Below are 13482 nucleotides of genomic sequence, written 5' to 3'. Positions count from 1 at the left end.
ATCAGCCGATCACACGGACTCGCGGGGTCACCCGCGACCGAAGAGGGAGAACCTCCATGACCGCTACCGCCGCAATGACCCCGGACACCGGCCTGAAGGCCGGCATGCGCCCGGACGCCCCGGACCTGAAGTTCGGCATGCGTCCCGACGCCACCGACCTGAAGCTCGGCATGCGTCCCGACGCGGGCGCCCTCAAGCTCGGGATGCGTCCCGACGCCACCGACCTCAAGACCGGCATGCGCCCCGACGCCCCGGAGCTGAAGCTCGGGATGCGTCCCGACGCCACCGACCTCAAGGCCGGCATGCGCCCGGACAGCGCCCTCACCGCCGCCTGATCCGCGGCTGAACCACCCTTCCGTCGTCCTCCGGCGCGCCCGCCAACAGTGCGCCCGCCAGTGCGCTGCCCAGCCGCGGGCGCGCCGGAGCACGGCACATTCCCACCCCGCCACATCGACTGGAGGACCTGATGGGCAGCCCCGCCAGCAGGACCCGCAACGGCACCGGAGCCTCCGGCCCCGTGCGTAAGGCCCTCGGCCAGCAGCTCATCACCGACCTGGAGAAGCTCTGCGGACGCCCGACGATCGGTCTGTGGGATGTCGCCTGGGACCTTGTCGCGATCGCCGCCGCAGCGATCGCCGGGCATCTCGTCGGCCACGTCGTCGGCCCGCTGATCGCCGTCTGCTACATCGGCGTGCGCCAGCGCCACCTGTCCAACCTCGGGCACGAGTGCGTGCACTCCAAGCTCATGGCCACCCGCCGCGGCAACCGGGTCATCGGATACCTGCTGACCGGGCTACTCGGTGAGGGCTTCGCGCCGTACCGCAGCAGCCACTATGTGCACCACGCCAAGCTCGGCTCCGACGACGATCCGATGTTCCAGTCCTACCTCGCGGGCAACATCCGTGCCGCCGGCCGGGCGCCCAGCCGGCGCGCGTTCGTCCTGCGGGTCATCGTGCGCAACGCCATGTGGCGCCTGCCGAAGACCGCCGTGCTGACCCTGGTCACCCGCGCGCCGGGGGAGGCGTGGCGAGCGCTGGCCGCCCGTGCCCTGATCTGGGCGGCCGTCGTCGCCGCACTGTGGCCCGTGGGCGGCGTGCCGTACCTCCTGCTCTACTGGCTGCTCCCGCTCGTCTTGGTGCGGCCGGTCGTCACGTGGATCACTGATCTGGGCAACCACGCCGGGCTGATCGAGAACGACGACATCCTCCTGCAGACCCGCGGCTGGAGCTCGCACTGGCTCACCCGGCACCTGCTCGGCGGCCATCTCGACGACATGTACCACCCCGTCCACCACTGGTGTCCGCAGATCCCCTGGCGGCGCCTGCCCGAGGCCCGCGCCCTCACCTCGGAGCGTCTACAGCGGTGGGAGGAAGTGCCCTGGTGCTCCGGCTACTTCTTCCGCCGGCGCTCCACTCCCGACCAGCCGTGCGTGATCGAGGACATCATCGCCCGGCTCGCCACCGCCAGCGCCGCCTGCACCCCGCACCGGCACCCCTCGGCCGCCTGACCGCACCCTGAACCCGCCCGCCGAACCCCCGTACGGCACCGCCCCTCCCAGCGCGCACCCGCGCGCCGGAGGCAGGGGCGCGCCGTCGCCCGCCGCCGAGGAGGCGGCCCGCCATGCCCCAGACCGCCCCTGCCCCGCCGGCCCTGAACAGCTTCGACGAGTTCACCCGACTTGAAGAAGTGGTCCTCGGCCGCGCTGATCACTACAACGCCCACCACACCGACACCTCGTGGCGGCTGTTCTTCTACGACAACGTCGCCCCCGCCCTCGACGGGCATGCCAGCACGTCGGGGGAGGAACTCCTGCCGATCCCCCCGCAACTCCTTGACGAGCTCAACGAGGACATCGCCGGCCTGGCCGACGCCCTGACCGGATGCGGGGTGAACGTTCTGCGGCCCGCGGCCCCGGGCAAGGACGTCGACATCCGCTCCCCGCACTGGGACGCGAGGGCCACCCCGCCGCTCAACGTCCGCGACCAGAGCATCGTCCTGGGCAACACCATCGTGGAGACTGCGCCCCACGTCCGCGCCCGCATCTTCGAGAACGACCTGCTCAAGCCGGCCTTCTACCGCTACTACCAGGCCGGGGGTGCGAACTGGCTGAGCATGCCCCGGCCCGCCCTGACCCGTGACTCCCTCGACACCGGCTACTTCACCCGCCAGGGCTTGGACGTCGCCCGCGCCACCGAAGGCGAGATGGCCGGCACGATCGAGGGCCTGGGCCTGGAGATGGTCTTCGACGGCGCGCAGTGCATGCGCCTGGGCCGCGACGTCCTGGTCAACGTCGCCAACCTCAACCACGAACTCGCCCTGCGCTGGCTCCGGGACAACCTGCGCGACCTGCGATTCCACCGCCTGGACGCCATGGCGGACAACCACATCGACAGCGTTCTGGTCCCGCTGCGCCCCGGCCTGATGCTGCTGCGCTCACCGGAGTACCTGAAGTTTCTCCCCGAGGCCATGCAGTCCTGGGACGTGATCTACGCCCCCGAGACCGACGACCGCAACTTCCCGGACTACAGCGACCTCGGCTTCGTCATCCCCATCGGCAGCCGGTACATGGACATCAACCTGCTGTCCGTCGACGAGAACACCGTCGTCGTCAACTCCCTCTACCCGGAGCTGATCGCCGTCCTGGAGCGCCGCGGCTTCACCGTGATCCCGGTCCGCCACCGCCACCGGCGCCTGTTCGGCGGCGGTTTCCACTGCTTCACGCTCGACACCGTCCGCCGCGGCGGCCCCGAGGACTACCTCACCTGATCCCGCCGCCCGGCCACCCGGGCCTCTTGCCCCGCGCCGCCCGAACATCAGGAGACCCTTGATGAACAGCACCTACCCCTGGCCCCCCGACCAGGCATTCTGGACCGGCACCTTCCCCGAGCACACCACCGGACGGACCACGCCCTACCTGTTCAAGGGCATCATCCCCGCGGCCGCAGCCGGACCGGACGACGTCCTGGCGGGATTCGAGGCCATCCGCCGGGCCCACGCCGCCAGCGCCGACATCAAGGCGCACGCGCGCGTCTACGTCGGCGAGGACCGCCGCGACGACCTCCTGGCCCAAGCATTGACCGCCCCCTCCTGGGACGAGGGCGTGGACGCCTTCGTGCCGTGGATGCAAGATGTCGCCGCCGCCGAGCGGTTCTCCCTGGTCATCAACAACCTGGAGACCATCAGCCCCGCCCTCGCCGCCGGCCTCGGCACCTTCCTCAAGAGCGTCATCGACGGGTGGGGCCTGCCCCTGGGCGGCGCCGAACAGGTCGCCTTCGCCGGCAACTACAGCGGGACCGCGTTCGGCATCCACGAGGGCTACGAGGACGCCTTCCTCGTCCACCTCGGCCCCAACGCCAAGAACTTCTACTGCTGGCCCGCCGAGCAGTACGAGAAGCTCACTGGCGGCAAAAAGGCCACCCTCGGCGACTACCAGGCGCTGCTGGAAGAGGCCGAGCACTTCCTCCTGGAGCCGGGCGACGCCCTGTTCCTGCCCCGCCGGGTCTTCCACGTCGGCACCCAGGACACCTTCTCCGTCTCGGTGGCCATGCCGCTCTACACCTACCCGTACGCGCAGATCCTGCAGAGCCGCATCATCCCGGACGTGCTCGCCGCGCTGGCCGGCGAGGGACCCGACGACCCGCTCAACGAGCCCTCCGCGATGGCGGACACGGCGGTTGGGCTCGACGCCGTCGCCGACCGGCTGTCCGGCGTCGGCCGCGAACTGCTGCTCCTCGCCGTCGACCGCGTCGGCGGCGAGGCCCGCCAGCACGCCGAGCAGCGGTGGGCCACGCTGCTCAGCAACGGCGGCTGGGAACTCGTCGAAGGTGACCTCGCCCGCCAGGAAGCCGCGGACGCCTTCGACCCCGAGCAGGTGACGCCCGGCGCCGAGATCACCCTGATCGCCCCCTACCAGGTGACCACCCTCGACAGCGGCGACGACACCCGGCAGGTCCTGCTGCGCGGCCATCAGACGGGCATCGCCCTCGATGACGCGGCCCTGGACCGGGACACCGTCGCCGCGCTCAACGACGGCGACACGATCGCTCTGCCTGACAACCCCGAACTCCTCACGGCCGTCCGGGCCCTGGGAGCCACCGGCGGCCTGCATCTGTCGCCCCGCCCCGCCGACACGGAGGACACCAAGAAATGACCCCCGACAACAGCCTCATCCAGGCGTACATCAAGGCCAACCCCGAGACGCAGAGCGCCGTCAACGGCACCCTGCTGGGCAAGTTCACCTCCGGCAACGCCCTGGTCACCGCGCACCTGACGCCGATGGTCGACTGGACGTACGGGAAGATCGCCGAGAAGGTCGGCGCGGCCGACCTCAACGAGCGCCAGGCCCGGATGTACATCGAAGAGCTGAGCGTCTTCGCCCGCTACAACGCGCAGTACCTCAAGGCGGCCGCCACCAGCGTGGAGGGGTTCTGCCCCGAACTCGCGCACGAGCTGCGCCGCAACCACCTGGAAGAGGGCGGCGAGCGCGGCAAGGTCCCCGCGCACTACGTCCTCTACACCAACGCGCTCCTGTCCGATCTCGGACTCCTCGTCAACGGCCACGTGCCCGCCCGCGAGACCGAGACGCTGGTCAACCTCCACCAGTGGATGGTCGGCTCGCACATGCCCAGCCACATCGCGGGCGCCTACTACGCGACCGAGGCCGTGGCGATCGCCGAGACCGAGATCCTGCGCGACATCACCAACCGCTACGGCGTGCTGACCGGTCAGGGCAGCGGCAGCGAGCTCAAGGCCCTGCACTACTACTACGAGCTCCACCTCGACGACGAACACGAGGCCGCCCAGGTCGGCGGGCTGAGCGTCGAGGCTGCCCACATCGAAGGTCTGGCGCGATTCATCAGAGAGAGTGAACTCTTCCACATCGACCTGCCCCAGGCCCTCGACGGCTTCCTCACGATCGCAGAGGGAATGACACACTGGTGGGCTCAACTCGCCCACCGTGCCTCGGAGATGAACTGATGAACGCCACCCCCGACATCGTCGCCGCAGCCCAGGAGCGCTCCGGCGGATGCCTGTGCGGACGGATCCGCTTCACCGTCAAGGGGCCGGCCGTCTACCCGCACACGTGCAGCTGCCCGCACTGCCAGAAGCTCGGAGGCGGGCCGATGATGTGGTGGGCCGGCTTCGCTCCGGACGGTGTCACCTGGACCAACGGGGTCGAGCCGACCTGGTTCGAGACGTTCCCGGGCGAGGCCAAGCGCGGATTCTGCCCGGACTGCGGCAGCCGCCTCGCGGCGATCGACAGCGACGTCCCCGAGCTCGGCATCGTCGTCACGGCCCTGGACAACACCAGCGGAGCCGACCTCGTCCCCGTCAACCAGTCCTTCCGCGACAACAACGTGCGCTGGCTGCCCCAGGTCCCAGACACCCAGAAGAAGAGCCCCGTCGGCTGACACCCGCGAGACCTCCGGGGGCCGGCAGCCTGACCTGCCGGCCCCCGGACCCCGCCCCTCCTGGGCTCGTCTGCGCCGCGTCCGCCTCGCCGTTCGACCCGCCCAGCACCAGACCCAGGAGGGCTCATCGTGCTCATCCCGCACGCCACCAGCGAGTACGGCGCCCTGCGCCACGTCGCTCTGCGTTACGCCGGCGATGTCACCCCCGACCTCGACGGTCCCGACGTCCATCCCGTCCTGGCCCGCCAGAAGACCACCAGTTCCTGGAGGCCGTACGACCCGGCCACCGTCCGCGCCCAGCAGGACACCCTGATCGACCTGCTGCGCAGCCGCGGCACGGAGGTGACCCTCCTCGACGCGGCGCCGGGCTGCCCGGTCCAGCACTACCCCCGCGACATCGCCTTCGTCATCGACCACGTCCTGGTCATGGCACGCCTGAACTCGGTTCACCGCCTCCCGGAGGCTGACGCGCTCACCGCGCTCATGACCGAGGCCCCGCACGTCGTTCATCTCGACGAGGGCACCATCGAGGGCGGTGACGTCATCCTCCACACCGACACCGTCCTGGTCGGCCTCGGTGAGGAGACATCCCCCAAGGGCGTCACGGCGCTGCAACAGGCTCTGTCCCACCACGGCGTCGCCCGCGAAGTGCGCCCGGTCCGCTTCGCCGTCGACGGCATCGTCCACCTGGACGACCACTTCACCATCGTCGCCCCCGACACCGCCCTCATCCACCGCGCCGTCTTCCCGCCCGCCGAACTGCGCTGGTTCGAGCAGCACTTCGACCTCATCGACGTCCACGACGACGAAGCCCGTGCAGTGCAGGCCAACGTCCTGGCGCTCGCGCCGGGAACCGTGATCATCGCCGTCGGCAGCGACCGCATCGCCGCGCAGCTCGCCGGCCGCGGACTCGAGGTCCTGGCCGTCGACTACTCCGAGGTCACCCGCATCCCCGGCTCGCTTCGCTGCACCACTTTGCCGCTAACCCGCGCCTGATCCACTCCATCCCCCGCCCGGCGCCCGCCTGCCGTCCCGCCGCGCGGCCATCCGCCCCGACTCCCGGAGCTGCCGTGTCCGATTCGCTGCTGCCCGTGCTCCTCGCCGTCCCGGTCGTGGTCCTCGCCTGCCAGGTAGGCGGGAGCGCCGTACGGCTATTCGGCCAGCCGCCGGTCATCGGCGAAGTCCTGGCCGGGATCCTGCTCGGACCCTCGCTGCTCGGCTTGCTCGCCCCCAGCGTCCAGCACCATCTCTTGCCGCCCTCGGTCCTGCCCATCACCTCCGCCCTGGGCAACCTGGGCCTTTTAACGTTCCTCTTCCTGATCGGACTGGAACTCGACCTCCGTACCCTGGGCACCAGCCGAGGCGCGGTCGCCGCCGTCAGCCTCAGCGGCGTCCTGCTCCCCATGGCCCTCGGCGCCGGCCTGGCCGCGGCGCTCTACCCGCACTTCGCCCCCGACGGGGTCGGCCGGCTGCCGTTCACCCTGTTCGTCGCCGTCGCCGTGAGCATCACGGCCTTCCCGGTCCTCGCACGGATCCTCGCTGACAGAGGCATGGAGACCACGCCCCTGGGTGCCTTCGCCCTGGCCTGCGCCGCCACCGACGACGCTCTCGCCTGGTGCCTGCTCACCGCGGTCGTCGCCCTGTCCACCTCCGGCACCGCCCTGTCGGCCCTGACCACCCTCGCCCTGACCGCTGCCTTCGCCGCCGGCCTCACCGCCCTGCGCCCGGCACTGCGCGCCCTGCTCGAACGCGCCGGCCGCACTTCCGACGACCTCGTCCTGGTCCTGCTTTTCGCCGGACTGTGCCTCAGCGCCTACACCACCGACCAGATCGGCGTGCACCCCGCCTTCGGCGCCTTCCTGTTCGGCGCATGCGCGCCCCGGGGCCTCCGGGCCGTCGAGCGCAGCGCCGCCCGCATCCGCGCTGTCGTCCTTCCCCTCTTGCTGCCGCTGTTCTTCGTCGACACCGGCCTGCACACCGACCTCTCCACACTGCCGGCCGGACAGTGGGGCTGGGGAGCGGCGATCCTGGGCATCGCCGTCATCGGCAAATGGGGCGGCGCTGCCGGCGCAGCGCGGCTCACTGGCTTCGACTGGCGCTGGTCGGCCGCCGTCGGCACGCTCATGAACTGCCGCGGCCTGACCGAACTCGTCGTGCTCGGCATCGGCATCCAGATCGGCGTCATCAGCGAGCCCCTGTTCACCCTCCTGGTGGTCATGACCGTCATCACCACCGCAGCCACCGCCCCGATACTCAGGCGCGTTGCCGGCGACGACCCGAGGATGACCCCGTCGGCCCCGCACGCCGAATCCGAGCGTGACCCCGCCCGAGAGGCCACGGGATGACCCCGCCTCCGAACCCGGTTCTGGAAGCCGTCCTCAGTCGGCGCAGTACCCCCCGCTTGACCGAGCCCGCGCCCGGCCGCCACGACCTGGAGCGCCTCGTCCAGGCCGCGGCCACCGCGCCCGACCACGGGCGACTCCACCCATGGCGGCTGATCGCGGTGACCGGCGACGAGCGGGCCCGACTCGGTGAGGTGCTCGGCGAAGCCGCCGCGCCGGAGCAGGCCCGGCGCGCCGCCGCGAAGCCTCTACGCGCCCCGCTGCTCCTGTCGATCGTGCACTGCCCTGTACCCGACCATCCGAAGGTTCCCGACTGGGAGCAGCTGGCCGCCACCACCGGCATGGTCACCATGCTGTCGCTGCTCCTGCACAGCCACGGCTGGGCATCGATCTGGCGCACCGGGTCCGCAATCCAGGCCCCCCAGGTCCGCAAGTACCTCGGCGTCGCCGATGGGGAGCAGCTGCTGGGCTGGCTGTACGTCGGCACCCGCTGTACGCCCGGCACTTCCGCTGAACGGCCTCCGCTCGACACCACGGTCAAGATCACCTGGCCCGACGATGCGAGCGGCTGAGCCTCCCGCCAGCACTCGGACACGCAGACCAGGCCCGACAGCTCCTGCGGGCGCCAGACCGAACCCTGCTGAGCACCACCGTGAAAGGCCGACCATGCACAACATCCACCAAATCGAGACACACGGGCGCCCCGTACGCGTGAGCGTGGACCCCGAACCCGAGCAGGAAGGACGTCCCGCCCTGTGGCCGAGCGTGGGGGAGTACCCCATCTACGACCCGTTCCTCTACACGACCATGACCACCGACGACGAACGCAACAAGCGCTTCCGCACGGCACTGTCCCACCTCGCCCCCAACAGGCGCATATTGGACATCGGGACTGGACAAGACCTTCTCTGGGCGCGCGAAGGAGTCCAGGCGGGCGCCCGGCACGCTGTGGCCATCGAGGTCATTGAGGACGCGTTCCACAAGGCGGCGGCAAACCTGTCGGCCTTCGACCCACAGGACCGGATCACGCTCCTGCACGGCCAGTCGACCAACCTCCAGTTCGCGCCCAGAGCCGATGTCTGCGTCGCGGAGATCATCGGCTCCCTGGCGGGCGCCGAAGGCGCGGCGGCCGTCCTGACCGATGCCCGGAGCCGCCTCTTGGCGCCCGGGGGACTCGTGGTGCCCCACCGCGCGGAGACCCTGGCCGCAGCAGCCTGCCTGTCCGATCTGCTTCCCGAGCAGCCGGTGGCGTTCGCCGAGGCATCCCTTCCGTACCTACGGAGCATCTTCGACTGGCACGGCACGCCCTTCGACGTGCGGCTCAGGGTCGAAAACCCCTCTATCGGGGCGCTGCTCTCCGAAGGCGTGCCCGTCGAGGTGCTCGACTTCAACGGCGATCTGCGGACGGAGCAGCGCAGGACAACGCGCTTGGTCATCACGCGGCCCGGCCGCGTGGACGGCGTGCTCACATGGCTCAATCTCTGGTGCCTGCCGGACGAAGAGCCACTGGATGCCCTGCACATGAAGACGAACTGGGCCACCATCTACCTGCCGCTCTTCGACATCCCCAGGCCCGTCGCTCCTGGAGACGTCCTGGAACTCACTTTCGCGGCCGCTCTCAGCGACGACGGGGTTCATCCGGACTATCAACTCAGTGCCGCACTGCACACCCCGAATGGAGAAGGCCACCACGGCTCCCTGGAATCCCCGCACCACGGCGGTCCCTTCAGGGCCCACTGGATTTACCGGAGCCTGTTCCCGACAAGCTGACAGACGCCCAGGGCAGGCGGGTTTCGCAGCCGGGTCAGAGCACGACGTGGCGGCCTCTGGCCTCGGATGCGTACAGCACAGGTCAGAAGCCGCGTAGCGGCTCGCCTGCCTTCAAGTGGTCGAGACGTTCGGAGAGCCGCCGGCTCATCAGGTGTTGGGACGCCTGGGAGGCGCGCTTCGAGGCAGTCGCGTGCTCAGCCGAGTCGCCGCGCAGCCGGGCCAGCTCGGCCTCGGTGATCAGGAGTTCAACCGTGTCCCGTGTCCGGTCCGACGGAAGGGCCGACGCCTCCTTCAGGGCCTGTACCCCCTGTTCGGCCAGCCCTGCCACGGCGAATGCCCATGCCGCCTGCCCCTCCAACTCGCGCAGGTCGAACCACTCCAGCCAGGTCGGGCCGGTGCTGCTCTGAGCGCGGGCGAAGAACTCGCGGGCACGCTTCACCGCAGCCACGACATGGTCCGTCTGCTCGTTCAGCGCCCATGCTCGCGCTTCGGTCACGCACGCGTAGGCCCTGACGAGGGGAGGCGTCCCCTCGGCCGCCAGGACAGCACTGCGGGCGTGCGCGAGGACGTCGGCCCGCCCGCCCTGGGTCGCAGCCAGTCGGGCTTGGTGGATGTGGACCCGGGTGATGCGGGCGCGGTCGCCGATCGCCTGGGCGAGCCGCATCGCCTGAAGGTCGTATCGCTGGGCCAGGCCGGGGAGCTGGTCGTCGTAGGCCATCGACGCCATCGCGAGTACCGCGTCCACCACGCTGCCGTACAGCCGGCGCCCGGTCCGCGCGGAGAAGCTCCCGTTCAACATCGGCGTGGCGTGCGTGTCCATCATCGACGCGAACACCCCGCGGAACTTGCCCCCGCCGTGCTGCGAGTCCAGCCTTCCGTACAACCTGGTCTGCTCGTCAAGCAGGTCGATGTCCGCCGCCGTGACCTTGTGCCGTCCCTGGCCACCGATAACGGCGTCCGCCGGCATCACGAGTGCCTCCCGCGACGCAGGACCGAACACGCTCGGAGAGAACGCGCTCTTGACCACGTTGCGCCTGCGCATGGCATCCAAGGCCCACAGCTTGGAGAGCATGCGCACGGCGTGGGGGACGTCCAAGTACTCCAACGACTGTGCCGCGACCAGGCCGGTGTCAGACGGCCAGCCCAAGCTCTCCGGCGTCACGACCCGGTTCAGCGCTGCCGACAGCACGTAACATGCGGCGGCTGCCAGGTCGTCGCCGGGCGTCGCGCCCTTGCACCACCGCGAGACGGTGCTCGTGACCACCGAATAGGGCAGACGGATCGCTTCGCACCGTGCGCCGATCCGGCGGGCGAAGCCGCTCATCGACCAGTCCAGCATCTCAAGGTGCTTGAGTAAGACCTCGTTGCGCTCCGATCTCGGACTCATCGTCGCGCCGCCCATCCCGGTGGGGACAGGAAGAGAACCGGAGCGTCGACGGCTGGGCCCCGTGCGCCCGGGTGCCTCGGCTTGCTGCGGCTTCGGCGGGCCTGTGGGCCGAAGCTCTCCAGGACCAGCGTTGTCCGGCTGACGGTCATCGCTGGTCCTTCGAGATACGGCGGATGACGAGAGGTGAAGGAGTGCCGATCGCCGGCCAGGTGCCCCGGGTCGCCGACAGCAGCGGATCCTGCTGCCCGGTCCGCCCACCGATCGGGTCCGTCTCGCCCGTTGCGGGCTCGGGATGCTGGTCGTATATCGAGACGTGACGGAGAAAGGCGTGGATGGCGGACGGCGCGTACCCGAAGTACTTGCCGCGCTCTGCGTCGTCCCAGGGCTGTCGAGGGCCCCAGTCGACGGTGTGACAGGTGTCGAAGTAGACCGACAGGCCGAGCCGGATACGCGGAAAGCCAGGTCGACCCCGAAGGGCCGCCCAGACACGCACGGCGTCGGTCACGGTGCCCACGGACAGGTAGCCACCCCTGCGGGTGCCGCCGACGGGCACCGCGAGGAGCACGTCGCCGTCCACCTTCACACCGACCGCGCAGTCGAGGAGGTCCGGTTCGGCAAGGCGCTGCCGGAACCAGGTGTAGTCCTCGGCACACCCCTGGGGCGAGGGACGGCAGAGCAGCGCGGCAATGCGCGCGACCAGGGAGCGGGGCATGCGGAGCGTGTGCCTTCCGCCGTGGCCTTCGGTCATGCCGTGCGGCTGATCGGGTTGTTGAGGATGTTGGTGAGGGTGTCCCGGTCCAGGCGCACCACGACCGTGTGGTGGTCGGATAAGCCCTTCATATTGATGACCTCGACCTCGCGCACGGCAGGCAGGAGCTGCTTGCTGGCGTAGATCCGGTCGATGCGCGAGTCCGGCCCGTGCGTTTCGTAGGCGTCGACCGTCGGCGCGACTGCGGCGGTGTTGCCCGCGGTGGTGGCGAGGTGGCGGGCGACGTCCTGGAGGCCGGCGGTGCGCAGGGTGTCGTCCGGTCGGTCGTCCATCCGGCGCACGTTGTCCAGTCCGATGTAGGAGCGGTGCGCCCGGTGGGGCTCGTCGGGGATCTCCTCCAGGACGGGCAGGGCCGGATCCCCTGGGGTGCCGGGCACGGGGTAGCTGTTGTCGCCGCCGAGCAGCGCCGGGTAGTGGACGCGCCGGCCGTCGACCTTGACCCATCTGTCGTTCCACTGGGTCAGCCGCTCGGCCTCCGACAGGCGCGTGGTGGTGGAGCCGTAGTTGAGGTGGTATGAGCCCACGATCAACGGGACCGCGCCAGGGGCTGTGCCAGCGAGCTGCAGGCTGCGCACGGTCGGCGGGAGCACCCACATGGGGCCGGTCTTCGGGAACTCGCCGACGGGGGTGAAGAGGTTGGTGTCGTGGTAGAGGGCGGTGCAGCACTCGGGGCCGATCAGTCCGGCCATGCCGAGCACGGCTTCGGCCGCGTCTGCGAGCGCGTTGCCGTCGTCCTGCGCGTTCCACACCTCCTGCCGCAGGAGCAGATGCAGGTCGAGCGACGCCAACTTGTCGTGCATCCGCTGCCACAGTGCGCGGTCGCCGCCGCCGTTGTTCTCGAAGTTGCAGATCGCCGCGTTGATGAGCATGGAGATTTCCCCCAGAGATAGAAGTGTCAGCGGGCAGGCGTGAGGACCTGGCGGAGGACGTTGAGGTCGAACCGCGCGACGAGCAGGGCGTGGTCGGACACCTCCCGCACCTCGTCGGTCGCCAGGACGTCGAAGCCGATGAGGGCCGGGGCGAGATCGGGGGTGCCATACATGCGGTCGATGCGCTGAGCCGCCCCCTGGTCGGTGCGCTTCAGACTCGCCGTCGCCGCGAGCGCGCCGGGCCGGCCGAGGGTGGTGGCGGCGTGCAGGCCGAGATCGGTGAAGACCGGATCGCCGCCGGAGAGGATCTCATCCGGCCGGGTGTCCGAGACGCGGCGGCCGTCACGCTCGATGGTGCGGTGCTGGTAGTGGACGCGGTCCGCGACTTTGTCCCAGTCCGGGAGCGCCACGGACTCCAGTGCCGTCTGGTGCGGGTAGCTGTTGGCGTCCATCCCGACGAGGGCGCTCCGGCCGTGGTCGGCGAGCGTGGTGAGCCTCCTCGCCTCGGTCGCGCGCATGTCCGGGTCGAAGTGGCACAGGTGGGCCGACGCCAGATCCAGTGACTTCGGACACCCCTTGAGGCGGACACGGGGATTGCAGATCGGCTTCCACGCCAGGTCGTGCTCGAACTCGCCGTCGACGAGGAACAGGGCGGGATCGACCATCACGCCGACGGGGTTGCGGCTGCGCCCCTCGCGTGGCGCGGCCATAAACGGCGTGAGGCCGCCGAGCCGGTTGGCCTCGGCGTACAGGTCGGCCTTCCCCCGGTCCCACGCGCCGGTCAGCTCCTGGCGCAGCACGATGTGCGGTTCGATGTCGGCGAGGATGTCGCGGGCCAGGTCGCGGTGGTCGTCGCCTCCGCTCGGGCCGCGGCCGTTGTGCTCGATGTTCCAACAGACGACGCGCAGTTCATCGGTCACGTGTGGGTTCTCCT

Annotated in this window: 14 protein-coding genes; 10 read left to right on the top strand and 4 right to left on the bottom strand. The window is 70.3% G+C overall.

Annotation, left to right across the window (positions count from 1 at the left end):
- The first annotated feature begins 56 nt into the window (after positions 1-56).
- The 10 genes from STRTUCAR8_RS26750 to STRTUCAR8_RS48450 all read left to right on the top strand — a co-directional run bounded on the left by STRTUCAR8_RS26750 (position 57) and on the right by STRTUCAR8_RS48450 (position 9523).
- A complete protein-coding gene (locus tag STRTUCAR8_RS26750; protein ID WP_006378718.1) occupies positions 57-335 on the top strand; it encodes a hypothetical protein in 279 nt (92 codons plus the stop codon).
- Between the two features lie 131 nt (positions 336-466).
- Positions 467-1507: a fatty acid desaturase family protein gene (locus tag STRTUCAR8_RS26745; protein WP_006378956.1), complete on the top strand. Its 1041-nt coding sequence runs from the start codon at positions 467-469 to the stop codon at positions 1505-1507.
- 113 nt (positions 1508-1620) lie between these two features.
- Entirely contained in the window at positions 1621-2766 is a 1146-nt protein-coding gene (locus STRTUCAR8_RS26740) for a hypothetical protein (protein ID WP_006379086.1), read from the top strand.
- A 61-nt stretch (positions 2767-2827) separates the two neighbouring features.
- A complete protein-coding gene (locus STRTUCAR8_RS26735; RefSeq protein WP_006378816.1) occupies positions 2828-4150 on the top strand; it encodes a JmjC domain-containing protein in 1323 nt (440 codons plus the stop codon).
- Positions 4147-4977 carry a DUF3865 domain-containing protein gene (locus STRTUCAR8_RS26730; protein WP_006378897.1) on the top strand — a complete coding sequence of 277 codons (831 nt, stop codon included), beginning with the start codon at positions 4147-4149 and terminating at the stop codon, positions 4975-4977. The genes STRTUCAR8_RS26735 and STRTUCAR8_RS26730 overlap by 4 nt, the downstream gene beginning before the upstream one ends.
- Positions 4977-5411, top strand: coding sequence for a GFA family protein (locus STRTUCAR8_RS26725; RefSeq protein WP_006378701.1), 435 nt, complete (start codon positions 4977-4979; stop codon positions 5409-5411). The genes STRTUCAR8_RS26730 and STRTUCAR8_RS26725 overlap by 1 nt, the downstream gene beginning before the upstream one ends.
- A 129-nt stretch (positions 5412-5540) precedes the next feature.
- A complete protein-coding gene (locus tag STRTUCAR8_RS26720) occupies positions 5541-6407 on the top strand; it encodes a dimethylarginine dimethylaminohydrolase family protein (protein WP_006378929.1) in 867 nt (288 codons plus the stop codon).
- 74 nt (positions 6408-6481) lie between these two features.
- Complete coding sequence (locus STRTUCAR8_RS26715; RefSeq protein WP_006378769.1) at positions 6482-7756, top strand: cation:proton antiporter; 1275 nt, start codon at positions 6482-6484, stop codon at positions 7754-7756.
- Positions 7753-8325, top strand: coding sequence for a nitroreductase family protein (locus STRTUCAR8_RS26710; protein WP_006378663.1), 573 nt, complete (start codon positions 7753-7755; stop codon positions 8323-8325). The genes STRTUCAR8_RS26715 and STRTUCAR8_RS26710 overlap by 4 nt, the downstream gene beginning before the upstream one ends.
- 94 nt (positions 8326-8419) lie before the next feature.
- Complete coding sequence (locus STRTUCAR8_RS48450; protein WP_006378582.1) at positions 8420-9523, top strand: SAM-dependent methyltransferase; 1104 nt, start codon at positions 8420-8422, stop codon at positions 9521-9523.
- Between the two features lie 82 nt (positions 9524-9605).
- On the opposite strand, the gene STRTUCAR8_RS26700 is transcribed toward STRTUCAR8_RS48450, so the two are convergent.
- The 4 genes from STRTUCAR8_RS26700 to STRTUCAR8_RS26685 all read right to left on the bottom strand — a co-directional run bounded on the left by STRTUCAR8_RS26700 (position 9606) and on the right by STRTUCAR8_RS26685 (position 13468).
- The gene (locus STRTUCAR8_RS26700; RefSeq protein ID WP_024127148.1) at positions 9606-10910 is read right to left on the bottom strand and encodes an NsdA family TPR-like regulatory protein; all 1305 of its coding nucleotides are present in this window, start codon (positions 10908-10910) and stop codon (positions 9606-9608) included.
- Between the two features lie 145 nt (positions 10911-11055).
- A complete protein-coding gene (locus STRTUCAR8_RS26695; protein ID WP_006379235.1) occupies positions 11056-11622 on the bottom strand; it encodes a DUF6302 family protein in 567 nt (188 codons plus the stop codon).
- Positions 11623-11654: 32 nt separating this feature from the next.
- On the bottom strand, positions 11655-12548 hold the full coding sequence (locus tag STRTUCAR8_RS26690) for an exonuclease/endonuclease/phosphatase family protein (protein WP_006378720.1): 894 nt from the start codon (positions 12546-12548) through the stop codon (positions 11655-11657).
- 26 nt (positions 12549-12574) lie between these two features.
- Positions 12575-13468, bottom strand: a complete 894-nt coding sequence (locus tag STRTUCAR8_RS26685) for an endonuclease/exonuclease/phosphatase family protein (RefSeq protein ID WP_006378615.1) — start codon at positions 13466-13468, stop codon at positions 12575-12577.
- Between the last annotated feature and the right edge of the window lie 14 nt (positions 13469-13482).

Source organism: Streptomyces turgidiscabies Car8, from assembly GCF_000331005.1.
Lineage (GTDB): Bacteria > Actinomycetota > Actinomycetes > Streptomycetales > Streptomycetaceae > Streptomyces > Streptomyces turgidiscabies.
The sequence above is the reverse complement of the archived record's forward strand: the minus strand, read 5'-3'. Positions and strand labels throughout refer to the sequence as shown.

Excerpts from the sequence above, each read along its gene's own strand:
- STRTUCAR8_RS26750 (WP_006378718.1), top strand. The coding sequence starts at position 57 with ATGACCGCTACCGCCGCAATGACCCCGGACACCGGCCTGAAGGCCGGC.
- STRTUCAR8_RS26730 (WP_006378897.1), top strand. The coding sequence starts at position 4,147 with ATGACCCCCGACAACAGCCTCATCCAGGCGTACATCAAGGCCAACCCC.
- STRTUCAR8_RS26725 (WP_006378701.1), top strand. The coding sequence starts at position 4,977 with ATGAACGCCACCCCCGACATCGTCGCCGCAGCCCAGGAGCGCTCCGGC.
- STRTUCAR8_RS26700 (WP_024127148.1), bottom strand. The coding sequence starts at position 10,910 with ATGAGTCCGAGATCGGAGCGCAACGAGGTCTTACTCAAGCACCTTGAG.
- STRTUCAR8_RS48450 (WP_006378582.1), top strand. The coding sequence starts at position 8,420 with ATGCACAACATCCACCAAATCGAGACACACGGGCGCCCCGTACGCGTG.
- STRTUCAR8_RS26735 (WP_006378816.1), top strand. The coding sequence starts at position 2,828 with ATGAACAGCACCTACCCCTGGCCCCCCGACCAGGCATTCTGGACCGGC.
- STRTUCAR8_RS26695 (WP_006379235.1), bottom strand. The coding sequence starts at position 11,622 with ATGCCCCGCTCCCTGGTCGCGCGCATTGCCGCGCTGCTCTGCCGTCCC.
- STRTUCAR8_RS26710 (WP_006378663.1), top strand. The coding sequence starts at position 7,753 with ATGACCCCGCCTCCGAACCCGGTTCTGGAAGCCGTCCTCAGTCGGCGC.
- STRTUCAR8_RS26740 (WP_006379086.1), top strand. The coding sequence starts at position 1,621 with ATGCCCCAGACCGCCCCTGCCCCGCCGGCCCTGAACAGCTTCGACGAG.
- STRTUCAR8_RS26745 (WP_006378956.1), top strand. The coding sequence starts at position 467 with ATGGGCAGCCCCGCCAGCAGGACCCGCAACGGCACCGGAGCCTCCGGC.
- STRTUCAR8_RS26690 (WP_006378720.1), bottom strand. The coding sequence starts at position 12,548 with ATGCTCATCAACGCGGCGATCTGCAACTTCGAGAACAACGGCGGCGGC.